We start from the raw sequence: 13,620 nt of genomic DNA, 5'->3' as shown, positions 1-13,620 counted from the left end.
AAGGGGCGAGGACTCAGCCATTGGTGCGGCCATAGGCGTCCTCGAAACGCACAATGTCGTCCTCACCCAGATAGCTGCCGGATTGCACTTCGATCAGTTCAAGCGGGAGCTTGCCGGGGTTCTTCAGGCGGTGAGTGACGCCGAGCGGAATATAGGTGCTCTGGTTTTCCGCGAGCAAGATCACTTCATCGCCGCGAGTGACTTCGGCAGTACCGCTCACGACGATCCAGTGTTCGGCACGATGGTGGTGCATCTGCAGACTCAGGGTGGCGCCTGGCTTGACGGTGATGCGCTTAACCTGGAAGCGCGCGCCCTGGTCGATCGAGTCGTAGGCTCCCCAAGGGCGATAGACCTTGCGGTGCGCCGCAGCTTCGGAGCGCCCCGCCGTCTTGATCTGCCCGACGACCTCCTTGACCTCCTGGATGCGGTCACGGCTGCCGACCAGGACCGCATCGTCGGTTTCCACCACCACGACGTCCTGGAGTCCGATCAGAGCGATCAAGCGGTTTCCATAGGCGTAGGTATTCTTGCAGTCGATTTCGATTACGTCGCCATGGTGTGCGTTGCCTTGGGAATCCTGAGCCGAGACATCCCACAAGGCGCCCCACGATCCCACGTCGCTCCAGCCGGCCTCTAGCGGCACTACCGCGGCAGCGGAGGTCTTCTCCATCACTGCGTAGTCGATCGAGTCGCTGCGGATACCCGTGAATGCATCCGCGTCGAGCCGGATGAAATCAGCGTCACGCTTCGCCAGTGCAAGCGCCTGCTCGCATGCGGCCAACATGTCGGGCTCGAGCCGCCTAAGTTCCGACAGGTAGCTGCTCGCCTTGAACAGGAACATGCCGCTGTTCCAGAAGTACCCGCCATCTTCGATGTAGCCCCTCGCAGTTTCCAAGTCGGGCTTCTCGACGAAGCGGTCGACCGCTCGCACGCCTTCGCCACGGGCGGCCTTGATGTAGCCGTATCCCGTTTCAGGAGCCTTAGGCACGATGCCGAAGGTCACTAGGTCGCCCCGGGCGGCGGCCGGCATCGCCAGACGCACGGCATCGTGGAACGCGCTCTCGTGGGTGATGACGTGGTCGGACGGCAGCACAAGCAGTACGGCATGCTCGTTCTGCGCCACGGCGATCAGCGCCGCTGTGGCGATCGCGGGCGCGGTGTTTCGGCCTGCAGGCTCAAGCACGACGGCAGCCGGTTCAACTCCGATCTCACGGAGCTGCTCGGCCACCATGAAGCGATGCTCCTGGTTGGCGACGATGATGGGCCTTGCCCGGGTGACAGGCGCGGCACGTCGCCAAGTGGCCTGCAGCATCGTTTGGTCGCCCACCAGTGGCAGAAACTGCTTCGGATACGCCTCTCTCGACAAGGGCCACAGGCGTGTTCCGGAGCCGCCAGAGAGAATGACCGGGATCAGGTTTTCCATAATGTGTTCCTTGATCAACTGCGGGCAGCGATTGACGCGCTCGACACGGGATCAGATGGGCTTGATCCGGGACGGATGCGAGGTCGCGCCACTGATGCTGTGGGGCAGGATATCGCCCGTAGATTGCAAATCAGACGTCAACCGCGACCTCCGCTCAGGTTCCCGACATCTCGGGTGCCCACCGCAGCGCGCCCATCGCCCCATGGCCATCCATTTGGAGTACCCCACGGATACCGGGCACTCCGGATCAGGACCGACGGATTCGAGCGGAAGGCTGGATCAGCCGGTGCTCAATTCGGCAGCGGCTGGCCGGCGGCATCGCAGACCTGGCTCCCGCAAATGCGGAACGGACCCAGGTCGATTCGCTTCTCAGGCGTGTCCTCGTGCCAGCGCACGTGTTCCTGTACTAGCGCGAAGCGCAGCTTGCGGCCGTTCAGGCGCTGGTCGGCAGGAACGGTCACGACGACATTGGACTGGGCGCCCTGTGATAGGTAGGGGAGGCCCTTGCGCATGAAATCACGGACCCCCCCCGATGCCTCTACATCATCCTTGTCCCCAAGGATCTGCACGCCGATGTTCACCTGCTTGGATCCGACGCCATACAGCGCTGATGTGCCTGTGTTGGCGACTTGCAACACGATGTCGAAGCCGGTGCCAGATGCAGACATGCGGGGCGGTCCGACGACGCTCAAAGTGGCCCCGAAGGCTTCGTCGGGAATGGGCGTGTCGATAGCGTTGGGGTCGGCCGGAGCCGTCGCTTGCGGGTCGATTCCGATGGCATCCTGCGTCGCAGTCGGCATCGTAGCGGGTTCGGCAGGAGCCTGCGAAGGAGTGCGGTCGCAGGCCGCCAGAGCGGCGAGCAAGCAGAGTGCAAAAGCCAGTCTAGTGGGATGCATCGTCGAATTCCTGTGGCCGAGAGAAAATTCGTTGCCAATAGGTGCCGCGTGAGGATACGCCGCGAGCGGTCGCATGCTAGAGACTAGACTCCAAGTCAGGCAGCAGTTGGAACAAATCCCCCACCAGCCCGATATCCGCGATCTCGAAGATCGGCGCCTCGCCGTCCTTATTGATCGCCACGATGGTGCCGGCGTCCTTGATGCCGGTCAGGTGCTGGATGGCGCCGGAGATGCCGACGGCTACGTACAGCTCGGGGGCGATGATCTTGCCGGTCTGGCCGACCTGCAGTTCGTTGGGCACATAGCCCGCATCTACCGCGGCGCGCGAGGCGCCGACGGCGGCGCCCAGCTTGTCGGCCAGGGCGTAGATGACCTTGAAGTTCTCGGCCGAGCCGACGCCGCGGCCGCCGGAGACGACGCGCTTGGCGCTCTGCAGGTCGGGGCGGTCGGACTTGCCGGCGGCGAGACCGACGTAACGGGTGTGCGTCGGCAACGTCGCTTCCACGTTCGCCGCTTCGATCGCTGCGCTGCCGCCCTTCGCGGCCTCCGGCCACGAGGCCGTACGCACGGTGGCGACGACGGTCTGGTCGGCGGGAACGTCGACCGTGATGATCGCGTTGCCGGCGTAGATCGGGCGCTTGAAGGTGTGCGGGCCATCCATGGCCATCAGGTCGGACACCTGGTTGACGCCGAGCAGCGCGGCGACGCAGGGCAGCAGGTCCTTGCCGAAGGTGGTCGACGGGGCGAACACGTGCGTGTAGCCGGCGGCCAGCGCCGCGATCTGCGGCGCCAGCACTTGCGCGATGGCATTCGCGTTGGCGGCATTGGCCACGGCCAGTACCTTCGTGACGCCTGCGATCTGTGCGGCGTCAGCAGCGACGGTCGCCGGATCGGCGGCCAGCACGACCACATCGATGGCTTCCGCGCCGACAGCAGCGGCGGCACTGACGGTCTTGGCGGTGGAGGCGTTGAGCTTGCCGTCCAGGTGTTCAGCGATGACGAGAACCTTGGCCATTACAGCAACCCCTTCTGCTTGAGTGCGGCGACCAGTTCGGCCGCGTCCTTCACCATGACGCCCTTGCTGCGCTTGGCAGGCGGGGCGTAGTGGGTGGTCTTGTGGGTGTCGGCGGCATCGACGCCCAGGTCGGCCAGCTGCAGCGTTTCCAGCGGCTTGCTCTTGGCCTTCATGATGTCCGGCAGCTTGATGAAGCGCGGCTCGTTGAGGCGCAGGTCGGTGGTGACCACGGCCGGCAGGTCGACTTCCAGTGTCTCCAGACCGGCGTCGACTTCGCGCGTCACCGTGGCCTTGCCGTCGGCCACCTCGAGCTTGCTGGCGAAGGTGGCCTGCGGGCGGCCCCACAGCGTGGCCAGCATCTGGCCGGTCTGGTTGGCGTCGTCGTCGATGGCCTGCTTGCCGAGGATCACCAGGTCCGGCGCTTCCTTCTCGACCAGCTTGAGCAGGGTGCGGGCGGCGGTCAGCGGCTGGATGGCCTGGTTGGTGACCACATGGACGGCGCGGTTGGCGCCCATGGCCAGGCCGTTGCGCAGGTGGGCCTGGGCATCGGCTGGCGCGATGGTGGCGACCACGACCTCGGTGGCGATGCCCTTGTCGCGCAGGCGCAGGGCTTCTTCCAATGCGATTTCGTCGAAGGGATTGGGCGACAGCTTGACGCCGTCGGTGACCACGCCGGACCCGTCCGGCTTGACCTGGATGCGGACGTTGTAGTCCACCACGCGCTTGTAGGCGACGAGAATCTTCATCCTGCGGGAATTCCTGTAGGAGCGGTGAGGCCCGGCCGCGGCGGCTGGCCGAGGGCAGAACGCCGATTTTAGCCGTCAGGCGGTGTCCATGCGAGCCCGTACGGTACCGTCTGCCAGGCGTGCCGCCAGCAGGCCGGCAAACCGGCCGGCGCTGCCAGGCGCCTGGGCGAAGAACAGGGAGGGCTCGGTAAGTTCGAGTTCCAGCAGGCAAGGCTCGCCTTCCGCACCCGCCAGCAGGTCGATGCGGGCATACGCCAACGGAGCCTCCAGCTGCCTCAAACGCGCGGTGGCGGCCAGCACACGCTCCGCCAGCGCCTGTTCGGCGGAGGTGGCACTGCCGGCCGCGATGCCACCTGACGCCATCGGGGCCTGCCGCGCACCTTCGCCCGGGGCGAGCTGGGCGGACTTGCGGATGGCATGGCTGAACTGTCCATCGAAGTAAAGCAGTGCGGTCTCGCCATATCGATCGACTGAGGCGAGATAGGGTTGCAGCATCACACTGCGTTCCCGGTCGAGCAGCCGGGCGACATGGTTGCCGGCGGCGAACTGCTGGTCGCGAGCGTACCTCTGGGTGTCGCGTGCACCGGCACTGACCGTCGGCTTGACCACGAACTCGGCCGTGTCGAAAGCGGCCAGGAACGCGGCCAGCGCTTCCATCGGCTCGGCATCCGGTTCCACGAAATGCGTGGGTACCACCGGGATGCCGACGGTGGCGAGATCCGCCAGATAGTGCTTGTCGGTGTTCCAGCGCACCACGTTGAGCGGGTTGAGCAGTTCCGTTACCCGATCGACCTGCGCGCACCAGGCCAGGAATTCCGGCAAGCGTTCGGTGTAGTCCCAAGGTGAGCGCAGCAGCGCCGCATCGAACCGTCCCCAGCTGACCGTCGGGTCGTCCCAGGCTACGGCACGGGCATGCAAGCCGGCCTCGGCACAGGCGTCGAGCAGCGGCGCGAGATCGTCGTCGTGGCTGGAGGCGGCCACGGCCGTGACGAGGGCAAGGGTCTTCATGCCGGCAAGTGTACGTGGGCGCGCACGCCCCGCACGCGATTCCCATTGCCCGAAAGTACCTGTGTCGGTCGGAGGACGCTGGGTAGAATGGCGCTTTCCTCATTGAATGGATCGCGCCATGGCGGGTAACCCCGGCTCCAGAGGCAAGCAGAAGCTCTATCCCAGCGCGGCGGATGCGCTGAAGGGCGTCGTGGCCGATGGCCAGACGTTGGCGGTCGGCGGTTTCGGCCTGTGCGGCATCCCGGAAGCGTTGATCGGCGCCTTGCGCGACAGCGGCGCCAAGGGCCTGACCGCCATTTCCAACAATGCCGGCGTGGATGGCTTCGGCCTGGGTCTGCTGCTGGAGACCCGGCAGATCAAGAAGATGATTTCGTCCTACGTGGGCGAGAACAAGGAGTTCGAGCGGCAGTTCCTGTCCGGCGAACTGGAACTGGAATTCAACCCGCAGGGCACGCTGGCCGAACGCCTGCGCGCCGGTGGCGCTGGCATCCCCGCCTTCTTCACCCGCACCGGCTACGGCACGGTGGTGGCCGAAGGCAAGGAAACCCGCCAGTTCGGCGAGCACTGGTACGTCATGGAAACCGCCCTCAGCGCCGACGTGTCACTGGTCAAGGCGTGGAAGGCCGACAAGGCCGGCAATCTGGTCTTCCGCAAGACGGCGCGCAACTTCAACCCGGCCTGCGCCATGGCCGGCAAGGTCTGCATCGCGGAAGTCGAGGAGGTCGTGGAAGTCGGCGAAATCGATCCCGACCATGTGCACCTGCCCGGCATCTATGTGGACCGCATTGTCCACAACCCGACCCCCGAGAAGCGCATCGAGCAGCGCACCGTCCGCCAAGGAGACAAGTGATGCCCTGGACCCGCGATGAGATGGCGCAGCGCGCCGCCCGCGAACTGACCGATGGCGCCTACGTCAACCTGGGCATCGGCCTGCCGACCCTGGTCGCCAACCACATCCCGGCCGGCGTCGATGTCTGGCTGCAGTCGGAGAACGGCCTGCTGGGCATCGGCCCGTTCCCGACCGAAGACGAGGTCGACGCCGACCTGATCAATGCCGGCAAGCAGACGGTCACCGCCCGCGCAGGCGCCAGCTACTTCGGCAGTCATGATTCCTTCGCCATGATTCGCGGCGGCCACATCGACCTGGCCGTGCTAGGCGCCATGCAGGTGACCGACCAGGGCGACCTCGCAAATTGGATGGTGCCCGGCAAGATGGTCAAGGGCATGGGCGGCGCCATGGACCTGGTGGCGGGCGTCAAGCGCATCGTCGTGCTGATGGAGCACGTGGCGAAGGACGGCAGCCACAAGATCCTGCCCCACTGCGATCTCCCGCTGACCGGGGTAGGGGTCGTTGACAGGATCATCACGGACCTGGCCATCTTCGATGTCACTTCGGCGGGGCTCGTACTCATGGAAATGGCCGATGGCGTGACCGAAGCGGAGCTGGCAACCAAGACGGGCGTCCCGTTCAAGGCCGCCTGAGCACCGCTAGTCGTGACGCAAGTCCGCTTGCCGTGCGCCGAGCCGCACGTCTGACTTTCAGCTGTACGTTTCCCGGCCGATAAGGCGGAGAGGGGAACCTGTTGGCTATTTGTAGTCCAGCGGCTGGGCTATAGTGTCGGTTCAGGGGCTCTATCCGTTTTTTCTCAGAGGCGTACGTATGAAACTCCGGGTTGGCGCTTGCGCCTTGATGTTGGTTTTGGCCGGGTGCAGTGGAGAGGGTTCCGAATCCGGCGTGGCAGGAATGCGCGGTGTCGCCGCCAGCAAGCCGGTCGGCAGCCTTCCCACGACGCTGCCGCTCGCACGTGCGATCGGCGCTTCGATCGCCAGCGCTCCGGATCGCGGCACGCTGTTGTCCTATCCGAACAAGGCGGCGCCGACCAAGCAGGAGGGCGCCTACACGTGGTTCCCGACCACCATCAGCGAGGCCCATGCTTTCAAGGGCATCGCCACCGGTGAAATGACCGTGCCATCGCCCGACGGCAGCCAGGTCAAGCTGCGCTACGAGCGTCACGTCGAAGAGATCGACGGCAACTGGACCTGGATCGGCCGCGTGGTCGGTGGCGACCAGATGCAAGAAGCCATCATCACGTTCGGCGAGAAAGCCGTGTTCGGCTCGATTCCCCAGGCCAACGGCAAGCCTGCCCTGAGCCTGCAGACCCGCAACGGCACCGTGTTCGCCGTCCAGACCGACCCCTCCAAAGTGGTGTCGGCGACGAAGGGCCACGAGGACGTGATGATTCCCGAGGCCGCCACCCTGCGCTCGTCCATGGCGGCCGCTGTCAGCCAGTCCGCCCAGGTGAGCCAGGGTGCGACGGCCGTCGCGCAGGCTGCGCCGCCGAGCGCAGCCAATACGATCGATGTCGCGATCGGCTACACGCCCGAGTTCGCCACCGCCAATGGCGGCGCTTCCGGTGCCGCGACGCGACTGGTCTTTCTGGTGCAGGTGGGCAACCAGGCCTTCGCAAACAGTGACATCAACGGCTACCTGCGCATCGTGAATGCCCTGCAGGTCAGTTACACCAACACCAATACCAATCAGACGGCGCTCCAGGAGCTGACCGGCAGTACGGGCAGCTCCCCCGTCACCGTTCCCGCAAGCTTGGCGCCTCTTCGCGCGGCGCGTGACCAGTATGGTGCCGATATCGCCGTGCTGGTGCGCAAGTTCAACACGCCGGAGAACGAAGGTTGCGGTATCGCATGGCTGAACGGTGCGAACCAGACCGCTATCACCGCCGCCGACGCGGCATGGGGTTACGCGGTGATCAGCGATGGTTTTGACACCGGCACCGACGGCAAGACCTACTACTGCGCCGACGAAACGCTGGTGCACGAAGCCGCGCACCTGATGGGCTCGGCGCACGACCGCGCCAACTCGACGACGACGGGCGGCGCGCTGCAGTATGGCCGCTACGCCTACTCCTTCGGTTACAAGACGGCGGCGGCGGCCGGCAATTTCTACACCGTGATGGCGTATGGCGACACGGGTCAGATCGCGCACCGCATCTTCTCGACGCCGCTCAAGAGTACCTGCGGTGCTGCGGGCAATCTGGCTTGCGGTGTGGCTAACAGCGAAGACAATGCGCGCAGTTTGAACCAGACGATTCCTGTTGTCGCAGCCTTCCGGGCTACGGTAGTGCCTTTCACCGGAGGGGCCCACCAGGACGCCAACGGAGACGGCAGGAGTGATATTTTCTGGCATAACCCGACCGCCCAACAGCTCGAGCCATGGCTGATGAATGGTCCGTCCTGGACAGCTGCGGGTGCGCGCCCGGTTTCGAGTATCTACAAGGTGCTGGGCATCGGTGATTTCGATGGCAATGGCCGCGCAGACATTCTGTGGAGCGATACGGCGCAGACCCAGCTGTACGTCTGGCTGGGTAATTCCTCGGGTGGCTATGACATCGCCTTCGTCCGTTCCTACCCTGCGGGGTGGACCGTTGCAGGCGTTGGTGACGTTAACGGTGACGGCCGGTCGGACATCTTCTGGCATAACGCCAGCGCGCAAGCGCTCGAGTACTGGCTGATGAACGGAGCGCAATGGTCCGCTGGCGGACAACGTCCCGTGGCCAGTATCTATCGCGTCGCAGCAGTCGCTGATTTCAATGGTGACGGTCTTGCCGACATCCTGTGGTACGACACCGCCAAGACGCAGCTCTACATCTGGCAGGCAGCCAGCGGTGGTAGTTTCAGCACGCAGTTCGTCCGTTCGTACCCGGCAGGCTGGGACGTGGCGGGAGCCGGGGACGTCAACGGGGACGGCCGAGCCGATGTGTTCTGGCGCAACCAGAGCGGAGGTCTACTCGAGTACTGGTTGATGAATGGAGCGAGTTGGACCGGCGGTGGTGCGCGTTCCGTGTCGTCCAATTATTTTGTTTCCACCATCGGTGACTTCAACGGTGATGGACGCGCAGATATTGTCTGGCGCAATGCCGCGCGTACTGAACTCTGGATGTGGCAGGCACAGTCCAGCGGAGCGTTTAGCATCGTGCCGATCAATTACGCCGGCGGCTATCCTGCGGGTTGGGAAATCGTCCGCTGATACCAGCTCACACGTGACTCCATATGCGCGCCAGAAGCTCTCGCTTCTGGCGTTTTTTTTGCGTAAGGAGTTCAGTACCACCTGCTTCAGGTGCGATCAGCGTACGGATACAGTTCTGGCGCGCCGACGATCGTTCCGCTGGGCCCCAGTAGCTCGCCCGTGGTAGCGACGTGACCGCCGGCAGCCTTGACGAAGACGGCGAACAGGCGTTCGATCACGTGGGCCAGTGTGCCGTCGATTTGGCCGCTCTCGTCTTGGAAATCCGAGATCCGCAGCGGCAACTCGATGAGAGTGGCAAGTAAGTTCAGTCTGACCCAGAACATGCTTCCCGATACGAATTTCGCATCAGCAGGAATGGCGCCGATACCGGCCATATCCGCGATCTTCTGGGCCTCCACCATATTGGCGCCCGGGTAGCTTGCGAGTCCAAGAAGATGTCCATGCGGGCTCACCATACCCAGCGTTTCGTCCTGCTTGAATGCGGCAAGGATGGCGTCTCCTCGCCCGTTGCCCGCTAGCAGTTGAACGAGCTCGCGCCGCCAGTTGTCGCCGTTCTCGCGATGGGGTGACTTCTTCGTATGCAGTTTCAGGACGACATCAAAACCACGTCGAGCCAATCGGGAAGCAAGTTCCAAGAAGGGCAGGATATCCCTCCCCCGGTTCTCCACGATGATGAGTTCATGGGGCACGCTCCGCGCCTTCAGCATGTCGTCCAGCTGTTCCGCGATGGATGCGGGAGCCGTCACCACGAGATACAGCTGGCTCTCCCAGCAAGTAAGAGTCTCGAGAATTTCCGAGAATGCGTCCACGTACCAAGCATGGACGACCACGCAAGCCTGCACATCCGCGTGATGGCCCTTCGCCGACTCGGCGTTGAGCGCGCGGCGTGTTGCATCGAGATAAGCATGACCGCGCGCGGCACAGGGCTCTAGCATGGCTCCTTCGGCCCATTCGTTCCACGCGTTGATGAACACCGGCGTTGCTTCGGCGTGGGCGCGGGTCCGGGCAATGGCTCTCCTTAGCCAGGTGCCGTAGCGCGAGGGCAGGTCATTTACGAATGTTCGGCCGCGCCCGGGGCGCCTTGCTTCGTTGTCCCAGCGAGGACTCACTCCAGGAAACTGGCGATATCCAACAGGCTGCTTCGCCTGGGAGGCTTCTGGCAGTTGTCGCCAGTCCAAGATGTCGCCGCCGTAGGAGGGGTTGATCAGGCGCCACTGGTCGTTCGTAGAGGGCAGGTTGCTCCCCAGTGGCGGGAACTCCACCGCTGCATCGAACCCCATATGTCGGGGATCAGCCGTATCGAAACTTTGTACATATGCGATATGTATGCCGCCAACACCATTGCTCCTGCACCACGCTCGCCAACGCTCAATCGTACTCTTGATGTCCGGAAACACGCCGGGGCGATAGACGAGGAGGAGGGGCATGCCGTCGACGCGCAGGTAACGGGGATCACGAAGGTACTCCGCCACGTGTTCAATGAAGGCGATATCGTCTTCAGGCGAGTGTTGCTGGTCGATCAGGATCTCGCTGCCACGGCCATCCCAAGTGCGGGTCCACTTCTCGTTGGCCCAGCACAGGCAGAACTTGAGGTCGATCGTCTTGTCGTTGAGCCAGTTGCGCAGCGGCGTTTCGAGCAGGGTCTTGCCGCCGAACCAGTAGAAGTAAAAGCAGAACGCGCTGATGCCGTACTCGCGGGCGAGCCGTGCCTGTTCGTGCATGACCTCGACGTTGCGAAGATCGTAGAAGCCGAGTTCGCCGGGCAGTTTCGGCTGGTCGTGGCCTTCGAACTGCGGGAGAGCGCGGGTGACGTTTCGCCACTCAGTGAAGCCCTTGCCCCACCAGGCGTCGTTCTCGGGGATCGTGTGGAACTGCGGCAGGTAGAACGCGACCAGCGTGGCGGGTAGCGGGTCCGGGAGTTCACCCTTTTCGTAGGGCACGTAACCGATAGCGCGCTCGTCAGAGCGCACGTAAGGACGACGGGGCAGGTCGCCTGTCGGTGCTTGCCCTTTCGGCCCTTCCGGAACCCAGTGTCCCTTCGTATCCAGAAATCGTTCGCGCAACCGGTCACGCGTGCCCTGCGGCATGGGCGTCAGGCGGAACGCGGTCCGCAGCGCATAGAACAGCGTGGTGCGCAGGCGGCGGGACAGGGGATTCGCCACGGAACTCCTACAGGTTCTGGTAGTTGGGCCCCGAGCCGCCTTCCGGCGTCACCCAGTCGATGATCTGGTAGGGGTCCTTGATGTCGCAGGTCTTGCAGTGCACGCAGTTCGCGGCATTGATCTGCAGGCGCTTGCCCTCGCCGTCGTCGACGATCTCGTAGACACCGGCCGGGCAGAAGCGCGTGCAGGGGTTGTCGTATTCGTCGGCGCAGCGGCTGACGCAGACGGAGGTGTCGTGCACGCGCAGGTGCACGGGCTGGTCTTCGTCATGTTCGGTGGCGGCGAAGTAGACACCCTGCAGGCGGTCGCGCGGGGCCAGCGTGCGGTCCACGTAATCGCGCTTGGGCGCTTCCTGTTCGCCAACCTTGTCGATCGAGGACCAGTCCGGCTTCACTTTCAGCGTCCATGGCGAGAGGCCGCCGGTGACGGTCTCCCAGGCGGCGTTGGCCATACCGAACCACAGGCCCTTCTTGAAGCCCGGCTTGATGTTGCGCACGGACTTCAGCTCGGCCATCGCATCGGATGCGCGCAGCTTCGCATCGAAACCTTCGGGCGCGAGCTGCGACGACACCAGGTGCTCGGCGGCCAGCATGCCGCTGCGGATCGCCTGGTGGGTGCCCTTGATCTTCGGCACGTTGAGCAGACCGGCGGTATCGCCGATCAGCAGGGCGCCTGGCATTTCGACCTTCGGCAGCGACTGCCAACCGCCGGTGACGATGGCGCGCGCGCCGGCGGACAGGATGCTGCCGCCTTCCAGGACTGGCTTGATCAGCGGGTGGTTCTTCCATTGCTGGAAGGCTTCCCACGGTTTGTACTCCGGGTCCTTGTAGTCCAGACCGCTGACGTAGCCCAGCGCGATCTGGTTGTTCTCCAGGTGGTACAGGAAGCTGCCGCCGTAGATGTCGTTGCTGGCCGGCCAGCCGAGCGTGTGCACGATCTTGCCGGGCGTGACGCGGCCTTCCGGCACCTGCCACAGCTCCTTGATGCCGATCGAATACGCTTGCGGGTCGCTGTCCTTGTCCAGTGCGAAGCGCTTCACCAGCCGCTTGGTCAGGTGGCCGCGCGCGCCTTCGGCGAGCACGGTGATCTTGGCGCGGATGTCGATGCCCTGCGTGTAACCGGGCTTGTGGCTGCCGTCCTTCGCGATGCCCATGTCGCCGATGCGCACGCCGATGACCGTACCGTCGTCGTCGTGCAGGGTCTCGGAGGCGGCGAAACCCGGATAGATCTCCACGCCGAGCGCTTCGGCCTGCGGCGCGAGCCAGGCGCACATCGCACCGAGCGACACGATGAAGTTGCCGTGGTTGCGCATGCCGGGCGGCACGAGCGGGAACTTGTGGCCGCCGTCCTTGCTGAAGAACCAGAACTCGTCGTCCTTGGCCGGCACGCAGATCGGCGGCGGGTTGTCGCGCCAGCCGGGCAGCAGGGCATCGAGCGGCTGCGGCTCGATCACCGCACCGGACAGGATATGCGCGCCGATGGTGCTCGCCTTCTCGATCACGCAGACCGAAATCTCCGGGTTCAGCTGCTTGAGCCGGATCGCGAACGCGAGGCCCGACGGCCCCGCGCCGACGGTCACGACGTCGTACTCCATCACATCGCGTTCGACATCGGACATCGGGCTCGGCTCCAGCATGGCGTTAGGCTCCCGGTATTTTCGGGGTTTGCGCGGGGCGGGGCAAATCCGCGAGCATCACCGGGATGACCATACCGTTGCCGTTCACCGGGGATGGAGCTGATGCCGCGCTGCCCGGTGCAACGCTGCTCTATCGGCCCGCCTGGCTACCGCTCGCGCAGGCGGACGCACTGTTCGAGGATCTCGGGCAGGCGCTTCCCTGGAGCGTGCATCGCATCCGGATGTTCGGCCGACACGTCGATTCGCCAAGATTGAGCGCGTGGATCGGCGATGCGGCTGCGGTGTACCGCTACTCGGGCGCCGATTTCCTGCCGCACCCGTGGAATGATCCTTTGTCGTCCCTGCGCGAGCGCCTGCAGAACGAACTGGGAGTGCCGTTCAACAGCGTGCTGGCGAACCTCTATCGCGATGGTCGCGATGCGATGGGGTGGCACAGCGACGATGAGCCGGAGCTCGGTCCGCAGCCCGTGATCGCCTCGATCAGTCTGGGCGGCGTGCGCCGTTTCGTGCTTAGGCACCGGCAGGACCCGGCGCTGCGCTCTGCGCTCGAACTGCCGCATGGCAGCCTGCTGGTGATGGCGGGCGACACCCAGCGGTGTTACCGCCACGCGTTGCCGCGCACGGCTAAACCCGCGGCGCCGCGGATCAACCTGACGTTCCGCTGGATCGATCCGTCGCGCCGGCGCTGAGGC

Annotated in this window: 11 protein-coding genes; 4 read left to right on the top strand and 7 right to left on the bottom strand. The window is 64.6% G+C overall.

Going from position 1 to position 13,620, the window contains the following annotated elements:
* Window positions 1–13: 13 nt before the first annotated feature.
* The 5 genes from IB230_RS07385 to IB230_RS07365 form a co-directional block, all read right to left on the bottom strand.
* Complete coding sequence (locus IB230_RS07385; protein WP_192270490.1) at window positions 14–1,423, bottom strand: mannose-1-phosphate guanylyltransferase/mannose-6-phosphate isomerase; 1,410 nt, start codon at window positions 1,421–1,423, stop codon at window positions 14–16.
* 290 nt (window positions 1,424–1,713) lie between these two features.
* Window positions 1,714–2,286 (bottom strand): hypothetical protein, encoded by a 573-nt coding sequence (locus IB230_RS07380; RefSeq protein ID WP_192270488.1) that lies wholly within the window; start codon window positions 2,284–2,286, stop codon window positions 1,714–1,716.
* A 109-nt stretch (window positions 2,287–2,395) separates the two neighbouring features.
* A complete protein-coding gene (locus IB230_RS07375; protein ID WP_192270486.1) occupies window positions 2,396–3,334 on the bottom strand; it encodes an electron transfer flavoprotein subunit alpha/FixB family protein in 939 nt (312 codons plus the stop codon).
* Window positions 3,334–4,080 carry an electron transfer flavoprotein subunit beta/FixA family protein gene (locus IB230_RS07370; protein ID WP_192270484.1) on the bottom strand — a complete coding sequence of 249 codons (747 nt, stop codon included), beginning with the start codon at window positions 4,078–4,080 and terminating at the stop codon, window positions 3,334–3,336. Before IB230_RS07370 ends, IB230_RS07375 begins: the two co-directional genes overlap by 1 nt.
* A 75-nt stretch (window positions 4,081–4,155) precedes the next feature.
* Complete coding sequence (locus IB230_RS07365; RefSeq protein WP_192270482.1) at window positions 4,156–5,088, bottom strand: hypothetical protein; 933 nt, start codon at window positions 5,086–5,088, stop codon at window positions 4,156–4,158.
* A gap of 118 nt (window positions 5,089–5,206) precedes the next feature.
* Between IB230_RS07365 and IB230_RS07360 the strand changes: the two genes are divergently transcribed.
* The 3 genes from IB230_RS07360 to IB230_RS07350 all read left to right on the top strand — a co-directional run bounded on the left by IB230_RS07360 (window position 5,207) and on the right by IB230_RS07350 (window position 9,130).
* On the top strand, window positions 5,207–5,938 hold the full coding sequence (locus tag IB230_RS07360) for a CoA transferase subunit A (RefSeq protein WP_192270480.1): 732 nt from the start codon (window positions 5,207–5,209) through the stop codon (window positions 5,936–5,938).
* On the top strand, window positions 5,938–6,570 hold the full coding sequence (locus tag IB230_RS07355) for a CoA transferase subunit B (RefSeq protein ID WP_192270478.1): 633 nt from the start codon (window positions 5,938–5,940) through the stop codon (window positions 6,568–6,570). The genes IB230_RS07360 and IB230_RS07355 overlap by 1 nt, the downstream gene beginning before the upstream one ends.
* 262 nt (window positions 6,571–6,832) lie before the next feature.
* The gene (locus tag IB230_RS07350; protein ID WP_225589446.1) at window positions 6,833–9,130 is read left to right on the top strand and encodes an FG-GAP-like repeat-containing protein; all 2,298 of its coding nucleotides are present in this window, start codon (window positions 6,833–6,835) and stop codon (window positions 9,128–9,130) included.
* Between the two features lie 86 nt (window positions 9,131–9,216).
* Here the strand turns inward: IB230_RS07350 and IB230_RS07345 are convergent, their stop codons facing one another.
* Together IB230_RS07345 and IB230_RS07340 are read right to left on the bottom strand one after the other, a co-directional pair.
* The gene (locus IB230_RS07345) at window positions 9,217–11,217 is read right to left on the bottom strand and encodes a glycoside hydrolase family 99-like domain-containing protein (protein ID WP_192271367.1); all 2,001 of its coding nucleotides are present in this window, start codon (window positions 11,215–11,217) and stop codon (window positions 9,217–9,219) included.
* An 82-nt stretch (window positions 11,218–11,299) separates the two neighbouring features.
* Window positions 11,300–12,928, bottom strand: a complete 1,629-nt coding sequence (locus tag IB230_RS07340; RefSeq protein WP_225589236.1) for an electron transfer flavoprotein-ubiquinone oxidoreductase — start codon at window positions 12,926–12,928, stop codon at window positions 11,300–11,302.
* A 65-nt stretch (window positions 12,929–12,993) separates the two neighbouring features.
* Between IB230_RS07340 and IB230_RS07335 the strand changes: the two genes are divergently transcribed.
* Complete coding sequence (locus tag IB230_RS07335) at window positions 12,994–13,617, top strand: alpha-ketoglutarate-dependent dioxygenase AlkB (protein WP_192270472.1); 624 nt, start codon at window positions 12,994–12,996, stop codon at window positions 13,615–13,617.
* Window positions 13,618–13,620 lie beyond the last annotated feature (3 nt).

The sequence above is a fragment of the Pseudoxanthomonas sp. PXM01 genome (assembly GCF_014851815.1).
In the GTDB taxonomy this organism is placed as follows: domain Bacteria; phylum Pseudomonadota; class Gammaproteobacteria; order Xanthomonadales; family Xanthomonadaceae; genus Pseudoxanthomonas_A.
This window is presented reverse-complemented; position numbering and strand designations above follow the sequence as displayed.